The sequence below is a fragment of the Amycolatopsis sp. NPDC058340 genome (assembly GCF_042723975.1).
Lineage (GTDB): Bacteria > Actinomycetota > Actinomycetes > Mycobacteriales > Pseudonocardiaceae > Amycolatopsis.
Window position 1 is genome coordinate 53,827 of sequence record NZ_JBHXIB010000024.1, and the last position, 16,480, is coordinate 70,306.

Sequence of the window (16,480 nt, forward strand, 5' to 3'; positions counted from 1 at the left end):
GCCGGGTACTCCCGTCGGCGTGAAGAAACGCTGGGTTCGTCTCGGGGCGTTCGCGCTGACCGGGCTCCTGATCGTCGCCGCGGCCCTGCAGATCACCGGACTGTTGCCGAAGCTCGACCCGTTCGGAACGTCCACTGTGGACCGTTCGCAACCCGCGGTGCTCCAGGCGGTGCGGGATCTGAGCCAGTACCACGCGGCCGTCGGTGACTACCAGGTCGTCGTCGACATCGAGAAGGACGTCAAATGGGTGCCCGCGGGCATCGCCGGGGAACGCACACTGTTCGTCGCGGCGGGCTCCGTCGACGCGTACGTCGATTTCGGGCCGCTGGTGGAGAATTCGCTGACCGTGTCCGAGGACCGGCGGACGGTCGAGGTGCGGCTGCCCGAACCGAAGCTGGCGAAACCCAATCTGGACAACGAACGCAGCTACGTCTTCGGTCAGGAGCGCGGCCTGATCGACCGGCTCGGCGCACTGGTGTCCGTTCAGGATCAGCGGCCGTTCCACCTCGCCGCGGAGAAGCGGATCGGTGAGGCCGCGCAGCACTCCGGCCTGCTCGAACGCGCGAAGGCCAACACCAGGGCGATGCTCACGCAGATGCTGCGGGCGCTGGGCTTCCAGGCCGTCTTCCCGGCGGAACCGGCGACTTGACCTCCTCGCCCGCTTTGTCCGGTGTTTCGGCTGGTGAGCGGCGTGGTACGGCTTCCGCATGAACGCAGACGCGGTACCGGAGCGAATCGCGGACGTCTGGGGAGAGCGGACCCCGTACCAGCGAGGGGACGCTTGGCCTCGCAGAGCGGACAGCCACCTCGAGGCGGGTGTCGCGGAATCCGATGTGGACCGCTGGGTCCGCTCGGCCTGCGTCCTGTGCAGCAACGGCTGCGCCTGCGACATCGCGGTGAAGGACGGCAGGATGGTCGGCGTCCGCGGCCGCGAGACCGACCTGGTCAACCACGGCCGGATGGGACCCAAGGGGCTCTACGGGTCTTGGCAATGGAACGGGAAGGACCGGTTGACGCGGCCGTTGATCCGTCGCGACGGCGAACTGGTGGAATCCGACTGGGACACCGCGATGGAGCTGATCGTGCGGCGTTCCAGGGAACTTCTGGACGAGGCCGGGCCGCTGTCGCACGGTTTCTACACCAGCGGCCAGCTGTTCCTGGAGGAGTACTACACGCTCGGCGTCATCGGCAAAGCCGGCCTCGGCACCCCGCATATGGACGGCAACACCCGGCTCTGCACGGCCACCTCCGCCGCCGCGATGAAGGAGAGCTTCGGCTCCGACGGCCAGCCCGGGACGTACGCCGACATCGACCACTGCGACGCGCTTTTCCTGTTCGGCCACAACATGGCCGAGACGCAGACCGTGCTGTGGAGCCGGGTCCTCGACCGGCTCGCCGGATCCGAGCCACCGGTGGTCGTCGCCGTCGATCCAAGGCGGACGAAGGTCGCCGAGGCGGCGGTGGAATCCGGCGGTCTCCATCTCGCGCCGCTGCCCGGTACCAATCAGGCCCTGATGAACGGCCTGGTCCGCGAGCTGATCGTGAACAAGTGGGTCGACGAGGACTACGTCTCCGCGCACACCCTCGGCTTCTCCGAACTCGAAAAGACCGTCGAGCCGTACACGCCCGCGCACGTCGGCGAGATCTGCGGAATCGAGCCGGACGCGCTGGTGCGGGCCGCGGAGATCTTCGGCACGGCCGAGCGGGTGCTGTCGACCGTGCTGCAGGGCTTCTACCAGTCGCATCAGGCCACCGCGGCGTCTTGCCAGGTCAACAACCTCCATCTGCTGCGGGGGATGCTCGGCAAGCCGGGTGGCGGGGTGCTGCAGATGAACGGCCAGCCCACCGCGCAGAACACGCGCGAATGCGGTGCCGACGGCGACCTTCCCGGATTCCGCAACTGGGAGAACCCCGGCCACGTCCGGCAACTGGCCGAACTGTGGAACGTCGACGAGCTGACCATCCCGCACTGGTCGCCGCCGACGCACGCCATGCAGATCTGGCGGTACGCCGAACAGGGCTCGATCCGGTTCCTCTGGATCTCGGCCACCAATCCGGCCGTCTCTCTGCCGGAACTGCCGCGTATCCGCGAAATCCTCGGCAAGGAGGAGCTGTTCGTCGTGGTGCAGGACGGTTTCCGGACCGAGACGGCCGAGTTCGCCGACGTCGTGCTCCCCGCCGCGCTCTGGGGTGAGAAACAGGGGACCTTCACCAACGCCAACCGCACGGTGCATCTATCGGAGAAGGCCGTCGAGCCGCCCGGCGAGGCCCGCGCAGATCTGGACATCTTCCTCGACTACGCGCGGCGGATGGACTTCCGTGACCGTGACGGCGATCCACTGATCGGCTGGCGGACCCCCGAGGAAGCCTTCCGTGCCTGGCAGGAGTGCAGCCGGGGCCGGTTGTGCGACTACAGCGGGCTGTCGTACGAGAAACTCCGTGGCGGCAGCGGGATCCAATGGCCCTGCGACAACGAGCGGCCGGACGGCACCGAACGGCTCTACGCGGACGGCGTGTTCACCACGAGTTCGGACGCGTGCGAGGACTTCGGTCACGACCTGCTCACCGGTGGGACGGTTTCGGCGCAGGAGCACAAGGCGCTGCACCCGGACGGACGCGCGTTCCTCAAAGCCGCGGAGTACACGGCACCGCCGGAGGAGCCCGGCGAGCGGTATCCGTTCGTCTGCACGACCGGGCGCACCGTGTACCACTTCCACACCAGGACCAAGACCGGCCGCGCCCCGAAGCTCCGGCGGGCCGCGCCGGAACCTTGGGCGGAGATCGCCGAGTCCGACGCCGCTGGACTCGGGGTCACGGACGGGGATCTCGTCCTGGTCGAGTCCGCGCGGGGCCGGGTCGAGGTGCCCGCCCGGATCGGCCGGGTCCGTCCCGGCGTCGTGTTCCTGCCGTTCCACTACGGCTATTGGGACACCGGCGGCGAAGGCCGTCCCCGCGCCGCCAACGAACTGACCATGACCGAATGGGATCCGGTGTCCAAACAGCCGCTGTTCAAGATCGGTGCCGTCCGCGTCCGCAAGGTGGAGGGCTGACCCATGCATCTCGCCACGTACCTCGGGCTTCTGCACAGTTCGCTGAACACCCTCGCCGACGCCTTCCGGGAGGTCGGCCGCGGCCACGGCGAGGAGCCCGACGTCGAGCACACGTGCCTGCTGCTCGCCGGGCGGATCGACCGGCAGGCCGAGGCGCTCGCCCCGATCGTCGAGCGGTACGGCGAAGACCGTGAAGAGGAGCCCGAGCGGCTCCACGCCGCGGGTCTGGAAGGCACCCGCAGCGGTGGTGTCGGCCTGCTCCGGGATCTGCAAGACCTCTACGCGCTCTCTTCGTTCACCGACATCACCTGGACCGTGGTCGGTCAGGCGGCGCAGGGTCTGCGTGACCGGGAACTGCTGGAGCTGGTCGGGAATCACGAACAGGAGACCGCGCGGCAACTGACCTGGCTTCGTACGCGGATGAAGCAAGCCGCTCCCCAGGCACTCATCGCCGCACGATGATTCCGCGTCCGTGCGGTGCTGGCCGCGCCGGGCTTGACCGGCGGGGCTCCTGCTGGTGGGCTGGCGAAGTCGACTGGGAGGCGCGATGGCGACGAAGCCGAGGGACAGCCTGACCTACAGCGAACCGATCGCGACCGGAGGGGTCACGATCGGCACCACCCCCGAGCAGGTGTACCGGCTCGTCAGCGATCCGGTCGCGATGTCGGAATGCACCGAGGAGCTGCGCAAGGCCCGCTGGATCCGCGGCGCGACCGAAGCGCGTGTCGGGAACTGGTTCGCCGGCAGCAACCGCAACGGACGGCGGCGCTGGGTGACCCACGCCGAGATCATCGAGGCCGAACCGGGGCGGAGGTTCGCCTACCGGGTGCGCACGCCGTTCTTCGTGCCGATTTCGCGGTGGGAGTACGACATCGTCCCCGAAGGCGACGGCAGCCGTCTCACCGTGACGAACTGGCTGCGGGTGCCGCCGTGGTTCGTCCCGATCGCCATCCTCATCACCGGCGAGCCGGATCGCGCGGGGACGAATCAGGCCAATATCGCGACCACGTTGCAGCGGGTGAAGGCCCGGCTCGAAGGCCGGGAGTGGCATCGCTAGCGTCTGGTGTCACTGTCATGAGGCACAGAGGCGTCCGCGGGAGCAGGCTCAGCCAAGAGACCTGGGATCTTGACTGTCCATAAGGGACACGAATCGAGACCTGGTTCCCGATTGGGGCGTTTTGCGTGTCTTGGCGAGGGGGTCGTGAGTGTTTTTGGTCGTTCTAACCCTCTTTGCCACTCACGACCCCCACGAGAAACCGCACATACGTGCACAAATGGGACCTTCCGGAAGCGTCCCTTGTGGACGTTCGGAACCATGCCTGCGCTATCTCGGCTCAGCCGAGGGAAGGGGGCCTTCACGCGCAGCCGTTGTGACTTTTGGTATTTGCTCGGGCGGTTGTGCTCATTCGGCGCCCCCGCTGGTGGCTGCACGACGACGAATCCGCCGCGCTCGGCTCACCCGAGGTTCTGCATTCCCCGATCCTCCAGCCTGCGCATGACCGGGCCGGACAGCAGCCCGTGCACGAGTACCGACACCGCGATCGTCAGCGCCGTGACGCGCCACAGCGAGTCGGCCATCGGGAAATCGCCGTGCCCCAGCGCGTAGGAGAGGTAGTAGAGACTGCCGATCCCGCGGATGCCGAAGAACGCGATCGCCGTCGCCGCCGGACGGGTGGTGGAGCCGCCGAGCAGTGCCAGCCCGCCGAACAGCGGGCGGACGACGACCACCGCCGCGACCGCCACCAGCACTTCGGCGAGCGTCAGGCCCGCCAGCAGCCCGTCGCCCAGCGCGACACCGAGACCGAGCAGGGCCAGCGCGACGAAGAGCCGTTCCAGTTGATCGCCGAATTCGTGCAGCACCCCGTGGTACTCGTGCGACCGTTCACTGGCGCGGATGGTCGCCGCCGCCGTGAACACCGCGACGAACCCGATGCCGCCCAGCCACTCGCAGAGCGCGAAGGGGAGGAACGCGATGGCCAGTACCACCAGGCCGTCGGAGTATTCGCCAAGGCGCAGCCGTTCGTGCCGCACCCGGAACATCAGCCACGAAAGCAACCGGCCACAGACGAAACCGACCAGGACGGCGATCGCGAGCGGGACAACGACCTCGGTCAGCAGCCAGGGCACCGGCGACGTGCTCGCCGTCCCCGCCCAGACGAGGGCCAGCAGCACGAAGGGCATCGCCAGGCCGTCGTTGAGCCCGGCCTCCGAGGTCAGCGTGAACCTGATCTCGTTGTCCGACCCCCGTCCGTCGCCGGTATGCGGCGCGGGCACCTGGACGTCGCTCGCCAGAACCGGGTCGGTCGGGGACAGCGCGGCGCCCAGCAGCAGCGCGGCGGCGGGGGACAGGGCGAGCGCCCACCAGCCGAGCAGGGCGACCGCGCAGACCGACAGCGGCAACGTGATCGCCAGCAGCCGCCACGTCGAGCTCCACGATCGCCAGCCGATCAACCGGTCCGATTTCAGCCCCGCGCCGACCAGCGACACCAGCACGCCCAGTTCGGTGATCACTTCGACGGTGCCCACCTGCGACCGCGGGTCGAGGACACCCTGGCCGTAGGGGTGCGCGAAGGGAAGCAGCCCGAAGATCAGCCCGCCCACCAACAGGACCAGCGGCATCGACAACGCGCGTTCGTGCAGCAGGTTCGGCAGCACGGCGGCACACAGCGCCAGAACGCCCGCTCCGGCGAGCAAGATCTCCATGCGCGCGGAGTACCCATGCCGATCGTCCGGCAACCGGGCGAGGTTCAGCCGCCGACTTCGAGTCCTTTGTGGACCGTCAGGGTGACACCCGCGGCGAGCCGGTACGGCCGGGTGTCCACAATGGCCCCCAGCAGCCGTCGCAGTCTGGAGACCTCGGCGCGGACGGTGACGAGGTGTTCGGCGTCGCCGTAGAGCGCCCTGCTGAGCGCCTCGGCCGAAAGCCCGGACAGGCCCGCGGTGTTGAGGTGCACCAGGATCTCCGCGTGACGCGGCGTCACGGTGCGGACCCAGCCGACATCACCCGACGCCATCCGCAGCATCGGCGCGTGGCCGAGTTCGAGATCCAGCCGGACCTGCCGCGCGGTGTCGGCGGGACGGACGAGCCAGCCTTCGGCCAGCCGCTCGGGCAGGCAGGCGCCGAGACCGGGCACGGCGAGGATCTGTCCTTCGGACGGCGCGGCGATCCGCGCGCCGGAGGCGACGCCGGCGGAGTGGGCGACCCAGCCGTCGTCGTCCACCAGCAGAACCGGGCCGCCCACGCCGGTCACCACCGGTTCGGCGGTCCGGCGCAACCGGTCGAGACCTTGCTGGTGATGCCGCCAGAGTTCGGATTCGACCAGGCGCCGCCCGGTCTCCACCAGCGCGCCGATCGCCGGGTGCAGGGTCAGCGCGGGACCGCTGACGTCGATCACGCCGAGCAGTTCGCCGGTGCGCGGATCGTGTACCGGCGACGCGGTGCAGTACCAGGGATGCTGGCCCTGTTCGAAATGTTCCCCGGCGAGCAGTTCCACCGGCGCGGCCTCGGCGAGCGCGGTGCCGATCGCGTTGGTGCCGACCCTGGTCTCGGTCCAGACGGCGCCTTCGGTGAAGCCGAGGGTGTCGGCCCGGCGCCGCACGGACGGCGAACCCACCCGCCAGAGGATGATGCCCTCGGCGTCGGTCACCACGAGCAGCATGTTCGCCGTGTCGGCGGTCGCGCCGACCACCTGCCCGAGGTCGTCCACCACCAACCGCAGCGAGGAGGCGCGCCGACGGCGGGCGACCTCGTCGAGCGGCACCGAATCCCGGGTGTTCACCCCGTCGGCGGCGAGCCCCAGGCTCAGCATCCGCGACCACGAACGCGACACCAGCGGCCGCGGCCGGACCCGGGGACGGCCGCCAGCGATCACGGCTTCGTGCATGCGGATCAGGTCGCGGGCGTGCATCGGCAGGTCGGCGCCTGGTGGGACCGAGCTGTGCACGACCACAGGCCACCTCCGCACCATCGCGTCGACTGACCAGCATAGGACCGGCGGACGAGACGCGCCATGGAGCCTCGCTGCAACTCGCTGCAACCCTTGCCGCCGCACCCGGCCGCGGCGTGTGATCGGGGTAACAGCCGAACGCCGAAGTTCAGGAGTGGCCATGACACAGACGGTGGACCGGATCGAGGCGACGGGCTCGCCGCAGGCTCGGGTGGACGCTTGGCTGAGCCGATTCGAATCGGCCCTCGCCGCTCGCGACGCCGAAGCCGCCGCCGCGCTTTTCGCCGTCGACAGTTATTGGCGTGACCTGGTCTCCTTCACCTGGACGATCAAGACGGTCGAAGGCCGCGACGAGGTGGCTGGCATGCTCGGCGCGTGCCTCGACCGGATCGATCCCTCCGGGTTCCGTACGACCGAGACGCCGACCGAAGCCGACGGCGTGACCGAAGCGTGGCTCGAATTCGAAACCGCGACCGGTCGCGCGAAGGGCCACTTGCGGCTGAAGGACGAAGGCGCCTGGACCCTGCTGACCAGTCTGCGCGAGCTCAAAGGTTTCGAGGAACGTCGCAACGAGCAGCGGCCGAAGGGCGTCGAGCACGGCGTCGTCCGCGGCCGGAAGTCGTGGGCGGAGAAGCGCGAGGAGGAACAGACCCGGCTCGGCTACGAGCAGCAGCCGTACGTCGTCGTCATCGGCGGCGGGCAGGGCGGGATCGCGCTCGGCGCCAGGCTGCGGCAGCTCGACGTGCCCACGCTCGTCCTGGAACGCAACCAGCGGCCGGGTGACTCGTGGCGCAAGCGGTACAAGAACCTCTGCCTGCACGACCCGGTCTGGTACGACCACCTGCCGTATCTGCCGTTCCCGGACAACTGGCCGGTGTTCGCGCCCAAGGACAAGATCGCCGACTGGCTCGAGATGTACACGCGGCTCATGGAGGTGCCGTACTGGACGAGCACCGAGGTCACCTCGGCCTCCTGGGACGAGGAACAGCAGCAGTGGCTGGTGACCGTCGTCCGTGAGGGCGAGGAACTGGTGCTCACCCCGCGGCACGTCGTGTTCGCGACCGGGATGTCCGGCAAGCCGAATCTCCCGTCGTTCCCCGGAATGGACGAGTTCGAGGGCGATCAGCACCATTCGTCCCAGCACCCCGGCCCGGATTCCTACGCCGGCAAGAAGGCGGTCGTGGTCGGCTCCAACAACTCCGCGCACGACATCTGCGCGGCGCTGTGGGAGCACGGCGCCGACGTCACCATGGTGCAACGGTCGTCGACGCATGTGGTGAAGTCGGATTCGCTGATGGACCTTGGACTCGGCGACCTGTATTCGGAACGCGCGGTGCGCTCGGGGATCACCACCGACAAGGCGGACATGATCTTCGCGTCGATCCCGTACCGGATCATGCCGCAGTTCCAGATCCCGGTGTACGACGCGATCCGCGAGCGGGACAAGGATTTCTACGCGCGACTGGAAGCGGCCGGGTTCCAGCACGACTGGGGCGACGACGGATCCGGCCTGTTCCTGAAGTACCTGCGCCGCGGTTCCGGCTACTACATCGACGTCGGCGCGTCGGAACTCGTCGCCGACGGGAAGATCAAGCTGGCCCACGGCCAGGTCGATCATCTGACCCGTGACGCGGTGGTGCTGTCCGACGGCACGGAGCTGGAGGCGGATCTCGTCGTCTACGCCACCGGCTACGGCTCGATGAACGGCTGGGTCGCCGACCTCGTCGGGCAGGAGACCGCGGACCGCGTCGGCAAATGCTGGGGCCTCGGCTCCGGCACGACGAAGGACCCAGGGCCGTGGGAGGGGGAGCAGCGGAACATGTGGAAGCCCACCCAGCAGGAAGGCCTGTGGTTCCACGGCGGGAACCTGCACCAGTCGCGGCACTACTCCCTTTACCTCGCGCTGCAACTGAAAGCGCGCTACGAGGGCATCCCGACGCCGGTGTTCGGGCTCCAGGAGGTCCACCACAAGTCGTGACGGCTCAGAGACTTCGGGACCGGATCCCGGGCGGACCGGTACCGGAGGGCGCCGCCTCTGGACCTCGGGCGGTCGACGGCGTCGGGCACCGCCCCCAGACCCTGGGCGGGCCCGGCGTCGTACCCGTGTTCAGCGGGCGGCCTTCGCGTAACGGCGGGCCAGGACGGCGAACGCCTCCCGCAGTTCGGGCGGCCCGACGACCTCGATGTCGGTGTCGAACCGGCCGATGCTCGCCGCGAGCCCGGCCCACGACCACGACCCCAGCACCAGACGGCACCGTTCCGGCCCGAGTTCTTCCACGACACCGTCGCGGACGTAGTGGGACACCGTGGCCGCCGGGAGATCGAGGACGACTTCGCCGCGGCACGGCCACTCGCCGGACTCGGACGAGCCGCGGAACCGGCTCGCGACGAAGGTGGCGACGTCGGGCACCGGCAGTTCACGCGGCGTGAACCGGGGGCCGGTCGGGGTGCGCGGCGTGATCCGGTCGGCCCGGAAGGTGCGCCAATCCGCGCGATCCAGATCCCAGGCGACGAGATACCAGCGGCCGTGCCAGGTGACGAGGTGATGCGGTTCGGCCCGGCGCCGCGCGTCCGCGTAGTCGAACCGCAGGATCTCGCGGGCGTGCACGGCCGCGCCGAGCGCGAGCAGGACGTCGCCGTCGACGCGGGGCTCCGAGCGGCTCGCGGGCGATTCGACGGCGGTGACCCTGAGTGTGTCGATCCGGCGCCGCAGCCGTGACGGCATCACCTGCCGGACGGTGTGCAGCGCCCGCATGGCCGCCTCCTCGATCCCCGCGCCGCTGGTGGTGGCGATCTGGAGCGCGACGGCCAGCGCGACCGCCTGATCGTCGTCGAACAGCAGCGGCGGCAGCTCGGAGCCGGCGTCGAGCCGGTACCCGCCGTCCGGACCCTTGATGGTGGCGATTGGGTAGCCGAGCTCGCGAAGCCTGTCGACGTCACGCCGCACGGTGCGCGGGCTGATGTCCAGCCGCTCGGCCAGCAGCGCTCCCGGCCAGTCGCGGCGGGCCTGCAGCAACGAGAGCATCGACAGCAGTCGCGCGGAGGTCTTCGGCATGTTTCCCATAATGCCTTCAGTAGCGGCCACAACCTGTCCTCTACCCCTGCGAGAGTCGTCTTGTGCCAGAAAACGACAACACGGAGGGCCCGATGACCGCCACCATCCTCGACGCCGAACGCGCCGACCTGCTCGAAGCCCTCGACACCATCCGCGCCGCGCTGACCACCACCGTCCAGGGACTCACGGACGAGCAGCTCGACGCGCATCCGACGGTCAGCGAGCTGAGCCTCGGCGGGCTGATCAAACACGTCGCCTCGATCGAGGAGATGTGGCTGCGTTTCGTGGTCGAGGGTCCGTCCGCGATGACCTACGACCTGCCGGACGGCGTCACCTGGGCGGACATCGGCGCCGGGACCGCCCGTGAGTTCCCGCAGTGGGCGATCGACCACCAGAACAACTTCAGGATGCTGCCCGGCGACACCCTCGCGGGGATCCTCGCGCGCTACGAGGAGGTCGCCGCGCGGACGACGGAGATCGTCTCGTCGATCCCGGACCTTTCCGCGACGCATCCGCTGCCGGAGGCGCCCTGGAACCCGCCGGGCGCGGTGCGCAGCGTGCGCCGGGTGCTCGCGCACGTCATCGCCGAGACCGCGCAGCACGCCGGGCACGCCGACATCCTGCGGGAGAGCATCGACGGCCAGAAGTCGACCTGACCCGCTCGTGCCCTCGTGAGTGGCAAGGACGGCTAGAACCGTCCTTGCCACTCACGAGGGGGCATAGCTTGCTCACAGCTTCCTCCCGTAGGGTCCCGGCCCGTCGGCGGACGGTGATCATGGTGGTGGTTGTGTGCGGGAGACGGAGCGGCGGTTCCGCCCGGAAATCCAGGGACTGCGGGCGCTCGCGTGTGTGCTGGTGGTCGTCTACCACGTGTGGCTCGGCCGGATCTCCGGCGGCGTCGACGCGTTCTTCCTGATCTCCGGGTTCCTCGTCACCGGACAGCTCTATCGCGCGGCGTCGCGCGGGAAGATCGAGTACCGGCCGATGTGGGGCCGGATGATCAAGCGGCTGTTCCCGGCCGCGCTCACCGTGCTGCTGCTGGTCGTCGCGGTGAGCATGGTGCTGCTGCCGCAGAACCGCTGGTTCCAGACGATCAAGGAGGTCGTCGCCTCCGCGCTGTACCTGGAGAACTGGCAGCTGGCGGCGGATTCCGCCGACTACTTCGCGCAGCACAACTCGGCGAGCGTCGTCCAGCATTTCTGGTCGTTGTCGATCCAGGGGCAGTTCTACGTGGTCTGGCCGTTGCTGGTCGGCCTGGTGCTCTTGATCGCCAAGCGGGCGAAGCGCAACGTGCTTCCGTTGCTGTCCACAACCCTCGGCGTGGTGTTCGCGGCGTCGCTCGCGTACTCGGTATGGCTGACCGCGGTCGATCAGCCGCTGGCGTACTTCGATTCGCTGACGCGGATTTGGGAGTTCGCGCTCGGTGGCCTGCTCGCTTTGCTCGTCGACCGGATCCAGGTGCCCCGGCCGGCACGTGTCGTGTTCGGCTGGGCCGGGGTCGCCGGGCTCGTTTCCTGCGGTTTGGTGCTCCAGGTCGGGACGGTCTTCCCCGGGTATCTCGCGCTGTGGCCGACGCTTTCGGCCGCGCTGGTGATCCTCGCGGGGGACACCGCGTTCAACGGCGGAGCCGACCGTTTCCTCAGCAGCCGCCCACTGAAATACGTGGGCGACCTCAGCTACGCGCTCTACCTGTGGCACTGGCCGGTCCTGGTCTTCTACCTCGTCGCGCGTGACCGGGAAGAGGTCGGCTTGCGCGGCGGCGCGGTGATCATCGCGCTGGCGCTCGTCCTCGCCGTGCTGACCCATCATCTGGTCGAGAAGCCGGTCCGGGTGTCCGCGATCGGGGCAGGGAACCGGTGGGGCGCATACCGGTTCGGTGCCGCGACGCTCGCGGCCGTGCTCGCCGCGACCGGCGCCTGGCAGTGGGTGAGCGTGAGCCAGGCGGAGAACTACTCGATCGCGGTCGATGATCCGGACCATCCCGGCGCGCTCGCGCACACCGAAGGGTTCACCTACTGGGGCGCCGCCGACGCCGCGCTCGTCCCGTCGTTCGTCGCGGTGTCCGAAGACTGGGCGGGGATCGACCCGGCCCGGTGCGGCCCCTCGCCGCGTAACGCCGATCTCGAAATCTGCACGTCGCAGACCACGGGGCATCCCACCCGGAGGATCGTTGTCGCCGGTGACTCACACGCCGGGCAGTTCCTCGGCGCCCTCCTCCCGATCGCCGAGAAGAAGAACTGGGAGGTCACGTCGATCCTCCGTGGCGGCTGCCCGTTCTCCACCGACTCCGACGCCGTACCGGGCGACCAGTCCTGCATCGACTGGAACACCGCCGTGGTGGACGAGATCGTCACCACCCGGCCCGACGCGGTGATGACGATCGGCACCAGGGACGTGAAGGTCGGCGTCGAGGAACGGGTTCCCGCCGGCTACATCGCGCAGTGGCGCAAGGTCGACGAGGTGGGGATCCCGGTGCTGGCGGTGCGGGACAACCCGCGCTTCGGCCAGTCGCCGTCCGCGTGCGTCGAGAGCCGCGGCGCGGAGTCGCCCGAGTGCGCCACGCCGCGCTACGACCTCTATGCGGCGGAGCCGCCGTACGAGACGCTGCCGGATCTGCCGCCGAACGTGCGTTTCGTCGACTTCAGCGACTACTTCTGCACCGCCGAGGTCTGCCCGCCGGTGATCGGCAACGTACTCGTCTACCTCGACGACAACCATGTCAGCGGTACCTACATGTCGACGATGTCCGCTGTCGCGGAGAAGGCGATCACCGAGGCTCTCGGCTGGGCGGACGATCACGCGGAGGAGCCGCCGCCGGGCGGGTGATCCAGACAACAGATCGCCGCTGGATTGTGTGATGGTGCACTGATGCGCCGGTCTGCCAACATCCTGCGCAACGATTCGCCCTTATCGGCGCATCGAAACAGCGGATATCGTCGTCGGCATGAGGGTCGCCGTCCACCAGGGCTCGTATGCCGAGCTGCCGTCCGCCGTCGAGGCGTCGGGCGCCGATCTCGTGATCGCCGCCGAGATGATCACCACCGGCTACCACATCGGCGCCCGGTCGCACGAGCTCGCCGAGCCCGCCGACGGTCCGACAGCGGCCCGGATGTCCGCGCTGGCAAGGGAATCCGGCGTCGCGCTGGTCTACGGATACCCCGAATCCGACGGCGGCCGTGTGTACAACAGCGTCCAGCTGATCGGCCGCGACGGACAACGCCTGGCGAACTACCGCAAGACGCATCTGTTCGGCGACATCGACCGCGACTGGTTCGAGCCGGGCGCCGAGGCGGTCGTGCAGGCCGAGCTCGAAGGTCTCCGGATCGGCCTGCTGATCTGCTACGACGTCGAGTTCCCCGAGCTGGTGCGGGCGCACGCGCTGGCCGGGACCGAACTGCTCGTGGTGCCGACCGCGCTGATGAGCCCGTACGAACTGGTCGCGGACACGCTGGTGCCCGCCCGCGCCTACGAAAGCCAGCTGTTCGTCGCGTACGCGAACCGGTGCGACACCGAACAGGAACTGATCTACTGCGGCCGCTCCTGCGTCGTCGCCCCGACCGGCGAAGTGCTCGCCCGAGCGGGCGGTGGCCCGGAGCTGATCAGCGCCGAAGTCACTCGTGACGCGCTCGTCGCGTCACGACTGGAGAACACCCACCTGGCCGACCGACGGCCCGATCTGTACCGAGGACTTTCCGCATGACCTCCGCCCTCCCGACCGCGATCCACCACGACGAACCGGCGGACCGCCCGATCACCATGTTCGGCCCCGATTTCCCGTTCGCCTACGACGATTTCCTCGCCCACCCCGCCGGGCTCGGCACCCTGCCGGCCGAACGGCACGGCACCGAGGTGGCGGTGATCGGCGGCGGCCTCTCGGGCATCGTCACCGCGTACGAACTGATGAAACTCGGCCTGCGCCCGGTCGTGTACGAGATCGCCGAGATCGGCGGCCGCCTGCGCACGGTGAACTTCCCCGGCTGTCCGGACGACGTCGTCGCGGAGATGGGCGCGATGCGCTTCCCGCCGGCGTCGACCGCGCTGTTCCACTACATCGACAAGGTCGGCCTGGAGACCACGCCGTTCCCGAACCCGCTGGCGCCGGGCACGCCGAGCACCGTCGTCGATCTCAAAGGGGAGAGCCACTACGCGCGCACGGCCGACGAACTCCCCGCCGTCTTCGGCAAGGTCGCGGCCGCGTGGGACAGCACGCTGTCCGAGCAGGCCGCGTTCACCGAGATGCAGAAGGCGATCCGCGACCGCGACGTGAAGACGATCAAGCGGCTGTGGAACGAACTCGTCCCGAAGCTGGACAACCAGACCTTCTACGGTTTCCTCTGCGATTCGCCCGCGTTCGCCTCCTTCCGCGACCGCGAGATCTTCGGACAGGTCGGCTTCGGCACCGGGGGATGGGACACCGACTTCCCGAACTCCATCCTGGAGATCCTGCGGGTGGTCTACACCGGCGCCGACGACGAGCACCGCAGCATCGTCGGCGGCAGCAGGCGGCTTCCGTCGCGGCTGTGGGAACACGCGCCCGAGGACATCGCTTTCTGGCCGGCCGGAACGAGCCTGAGCTCGCTGCACGGCGGGAGCCCGAACCCCGGCGTCGCCCGGCTGCACCGGACCGCGCCGAACAACATCACCGTGACCGACACCGAAGGCCGTATCCGGACCTATCCGGCGGCGGTGTTCACCGCGCAGAGCTGGATGCTGCTGTCGAAGATCGAATGCGACGAGGCGCTGTTCCCGATCGACCACTGGACGGCGATCGAGCGCACGCACTACATGGAGTCCTCGAAGGTCTTCGTCCCGGTGGACCGGCCGTTCTGGCTGGACAAGGACCCGAGGACCGGGCGCGACACGATGAGCATGACGCTGACCGACCGCATGCCGCGCGGCACCTACCTGCTCGGCGACGATCCGGACGCGCCCGCGGTGATCTGCCTGTCCTACACCTGGGCCGACGATTCGCTGAAGTGGCTGCCGCTTTCGGTGTCCGAGCGCGTCGAGGTGATGCTGCAGTCGCTGAAGGAGATCTACCCCGGCGTCGACGTCCGGCGCCACATCATCGGCGACCCGGTGACCGTGTCGTGGGAGGCCGAACCGCATTTCATGGGCGCGTTCAAGGCCAACCTGCCCGGCCACTACCGCTACCAGCACCGGCTGTTCACCCACTTCAAACAGGACCGGCTGGAGGAGCGATACCGAGGTCTCTTCCTAGCGGGCGACGACATCTCGTGGACGGCGGGCTGGGCCGAAGGCGCCGTCCAGACTGCGCTCAACGCGGTGTGGGGCGTGCTGCACCACTTCGGTGGCGAGACGGATCCGGCGAACCCGGGGCCGGGCGACGTTTACGACGACATCGCGCCCGTGGAACTGCCCGACTGAGCACGGCGGCCCACCAGCCACGCCATGCCCGCCGCGACGAGGGCACCGAGGGTGTTCATCAACCAGTCGTTGGTGTCGCACGCACGGCCGATCGCGGGCACGAACGCCTGCAGGGTCTCGATCACCGCGGACAGCGCCGAGCCGGCCGCGAGCATCGTCACCGGGCGCCGGGACGCCAGCGCGGCGAAGCAGACCGGCGGCAGGAACAGCGCGACGTTGGCCAGGAGCTCCACCGAGCCGAGTGTGGGCAGGGAGAACTGGACCGTGCACACGATCTCGTCGATCGTGCGCCCGGTGGGCACCAGCGTCAGCGCGAAGACCGGTACCAGCGCCACTCCCGCGAGCGACCAGAGGACCCGGGGCTTGTCCGCGAACAGGTGGCCCAGGACGGCGCAGACGAGCGCGACCAGGAGGATCGCCACCGGCACCAGGGCGGAGTGGTCGAGCAGGAAGTTCGTGATCATGGCGGGCCGATCCTACGGGCCGGTGAACTCGACCTCCGCCGACGGCACCACGCGCAGCCGTCCGCCGGGATGGATCGCCGTGCTCAGCAGCAGGTTGTGCCGGGCGACGACCTGTTCGGCGGTCAGTCCGGTGGTGGGGTCGCCGTCGGCTGACGGAGCATGGCCGTCGCCGACCAGCACGACGTCCAGGCCGTGGCTCTGCGCGGACCGGGCGGTCGCGTCGACGCAGTAGTCGGTGGCCAGCCCGGTCAGCACCACGGTGTCGACGCCTCTGTCGACGAGCAGCCCCGCCAGCCCGGTGCGGTAGAAGGAATCCGTCGCCGTCTTGTCGATCACGACGTCGACCGGTTCCAGGCCGAGCAGCGCGCTGACCCGGGTGCCCGGCGACGCGGGGTCGAAGTCGGTGCCGGGTGCGCCGATCTGGCGCAGCGCGATCACCGGGACACCGTTCTCGCGGGCCTTCCTGGCGAGCGCGGCGATCCGGACCGCCAGTTCCTCGCCACGCCAGACCAGGGGAACGAGCATTTCCTGCATGTCGACGATCAGCAGCGCGGCCCTCATGTCCGCAGCCTAGCC

Annotated in this window: 14 protein-coding genes; 9 read left to right on the top strand and 5 right to left on the bottom strand. The window is 69.2% G+C overall.

Going from position 1 to position 16,480, the window contains the following annotated elements; translation table 11 throughout:
* The first annotated feature begins 19 nt into the window (after positions 1 to 19).
* The 4 genes from ACFWIW_RS24970 to ACFWIW_RS24985 all read left to right on the top strand — a co-directional run bounded on the left by ACFWIW_RS24970 (position 20) and on the right by ACFWIW_RS24985 (position 4,107).
* Positions 20 to 649 carry a DUF4230 domain-containing protein gene (locus ACFWIW_RS24970; protein WP_378370702.1) on the top strand — a complete coding sequence of 210 codons (630 nt, stop codon included), beginning with the start codon at positions 20 to 22 and terminating at the stop codon, positions 647 to 649.
* 58 nt (positions 650 to 707) lie between these two features.
* A complete protein-coding gene (locus ACFWIW_RS24975) occupies positions 708 to 3,050 on the top strand; it encodes a molybdopterin oxidoreductase family protein (RefSeq protein WP_378370657.1) in 2,343 nt (780 codons plus the stop codon).
* A gap of 3 nt (positions 3,051 to 3,053) precedes the next feature.
* Entirely contained in the window at positions 3,054 to 3,512 is a 459-nt protein-coding gene (locus ACFWIW_RS24980; RefSeq protein WP_378370658.1) for a hypothetical protein, read from the top strand.
* Between the two features lie 85 nt (positions 3,513 to 3,597).
* On the top strand, positions 3,598 to 4,107 hold the full coding sequence (locus ACFWIW_RS24985) for an SRPBCC family protein (protein WP_378370659.1): 510 nt from the start codon (positions 3,598 to 3,600) through the stop codon (positions 4,105 to 4,107).
* Between the two features lie 398 nt (positions 4,108 to 4,505).
* Here the strand turns inward: ACFWIW_RS24985 and ACFWIW_RS24990 are convergent, their stop codons facing one another.
* Both ACFWIW_RS24990 and ACFWIW_RS24995 read right to left on the bottom strand, forming a co-directional pair.
* Complete coding sequence (locus ACFWIW_RS24990; protein WP_378370660.1) at positions 4,506 to 5,753, bottom strand: cation:proton antiporter; 1,248 nt, start codon at positions 5,751 to 5,753, stop codon at positions 4,506 to 4,508.
* Between the two features lie 44 nt (positions 5,754 to 5,797).
* Positions 5,798 to 7,000, bottom strand: a complete 1,203-nt coding sequence (locus ACFWIW_RS24995; RefSeq protein ID WP_378370661.1) for a transcriptional regulator — start codon at positions 6,998 to 7,000, stop codon at positions 5,798 to 5,800.
* A 157-nt stretch (positions 7,001 to 7,157) separates the two neighbouring features.
* On the opposite strand from ACFWIW_RS24995, the gene ACFWIW_RS25000 reads away from it, so the two are divergent.
* Positions 7,158 to 8,975 carry a flavin-containing monooxygenase gene (locus ACFWIW_RS25000; RefSeq protein ID WP_378370662.1) on the top strand — a complete coding sequence of 606 codons (1,818 nt, stop codon included), beginning with the start codon at positions 7,158 to 7,160 and terminating at the stop codon, positions 8,973 to 8,975.
* A 129-nt stretch (positions 8,976 to 9,104) separates the two neighbouring features.
* On the opposite strand, the gene ACFWIW_RS25005 is transcribed toward ACFWIW_RS25000, so the two are convergent.
* Positions 9,105 to 10,052 carry a helix-turn-helix transcriptional regulator gene (locus ACFWIW_RS25005; RefSeq protein ID WP_378370663.1) on the bottom strand — a complete coding sequence of 316 codons (948 nt, stop codon included), beginning with the start codon at positions 10,050 to 10,052 and terminating at the stop codon, positions 9,105 to 9,107.
* Between the two features lie 92 nt (positions 10,053 to 10,144).
* Between ACFWIW_RS25005 and ACFWIW_RS25010 the strand changes: the two genes are divergently transcribed.
* The 4 genes from ACFWIW_RS25010 to ACFWIW_RS25025 all read left to right on the top strand — a co-directional run bounded on the left by ACFWIW_RS25010 (position 10,145) and on the right by ACFWIW_RS25025 (position 15,440).
* Positions 10,145 to 10,708, top strand: a complete 564-nt coding sequence (locus ACFWIW_RS25010; protein WP_378370664.1) for a DinB family protein — start codon at positions 10,145 to 10,147, stop codon at positions 10,706 to 10,708.
* 133 nt (positions 10,709 to 10,841) lie between these two features.
* A complete protein-coding gene (locus ACFWIW_RS25015) occupies positions 10,842 to 12,878 on the top strand; it encodes an acyltransferase family protein (RefSeq protein WP_378370665.1) in 2,037 nt (678 codons plus the stop codon).
* 118 nt (positions 12,879 to 12,996) lie between these two features.
* Positions 12,997 to 13,752: a carbon-nitrogen hydrolase family protein gene (locus ACFWIW_RS25020; protein ID WP_378370666.1), complete on the top strand. Its 756-nt coding sequence runs from the start codon at positions 12,997 to 12,999 to the stop codon at positions 13,750 to 13,752.
* Positions 13,749 to 15,440 carry a flavin monoamine oxidase family protein gene (locus tag ACFWIW_RS25025; RefSeq protein ID WP_378370667.1) on the top strand — a complete coding sequence of 564 codons (1,692 nt, stop codon included), beginning with the start codon at positions 13,749 to 13,751 and terminating at the stop codon, positions 15,438 to 15,440. Before ACFWIW_RS25020 ends, ACFWIW_RS25025 begins: the two co-directional genes overlap by 4 nt.
* Here ACFWIW_RS25025 and ACFWIW_RS25030 read toward each other — a convergent pair.
* Positions 15,404 to 15,904, bottom strand: a complete 501-nt coding sequence (locus ACFWIW_RS25030) for a VanZ family protein (protein WP_378370668.1) — start codon at positions 15,902 to 15,904, stop codon at positions 15,404 to 15,406. The two genes, ACFWIW_RS25025 and ACFWIW_RS25030, sit on opposite strands and share 37 nt — an antisense overlap.
* Before the next feature lie 12 nt (positions 15,905 to 15,916).
* Entirely contained in the window at positions 15,917 to 16,465 is a 549-nt protein-coding gene (locus tag ACFWIW_RS25035; RefSeq protein WP_378370669.1) for a cysteine hydrolase family protein, read from the bottom strand.
* Positions 16,466 to 16,480: the final 15 nt, after the last annotated feature.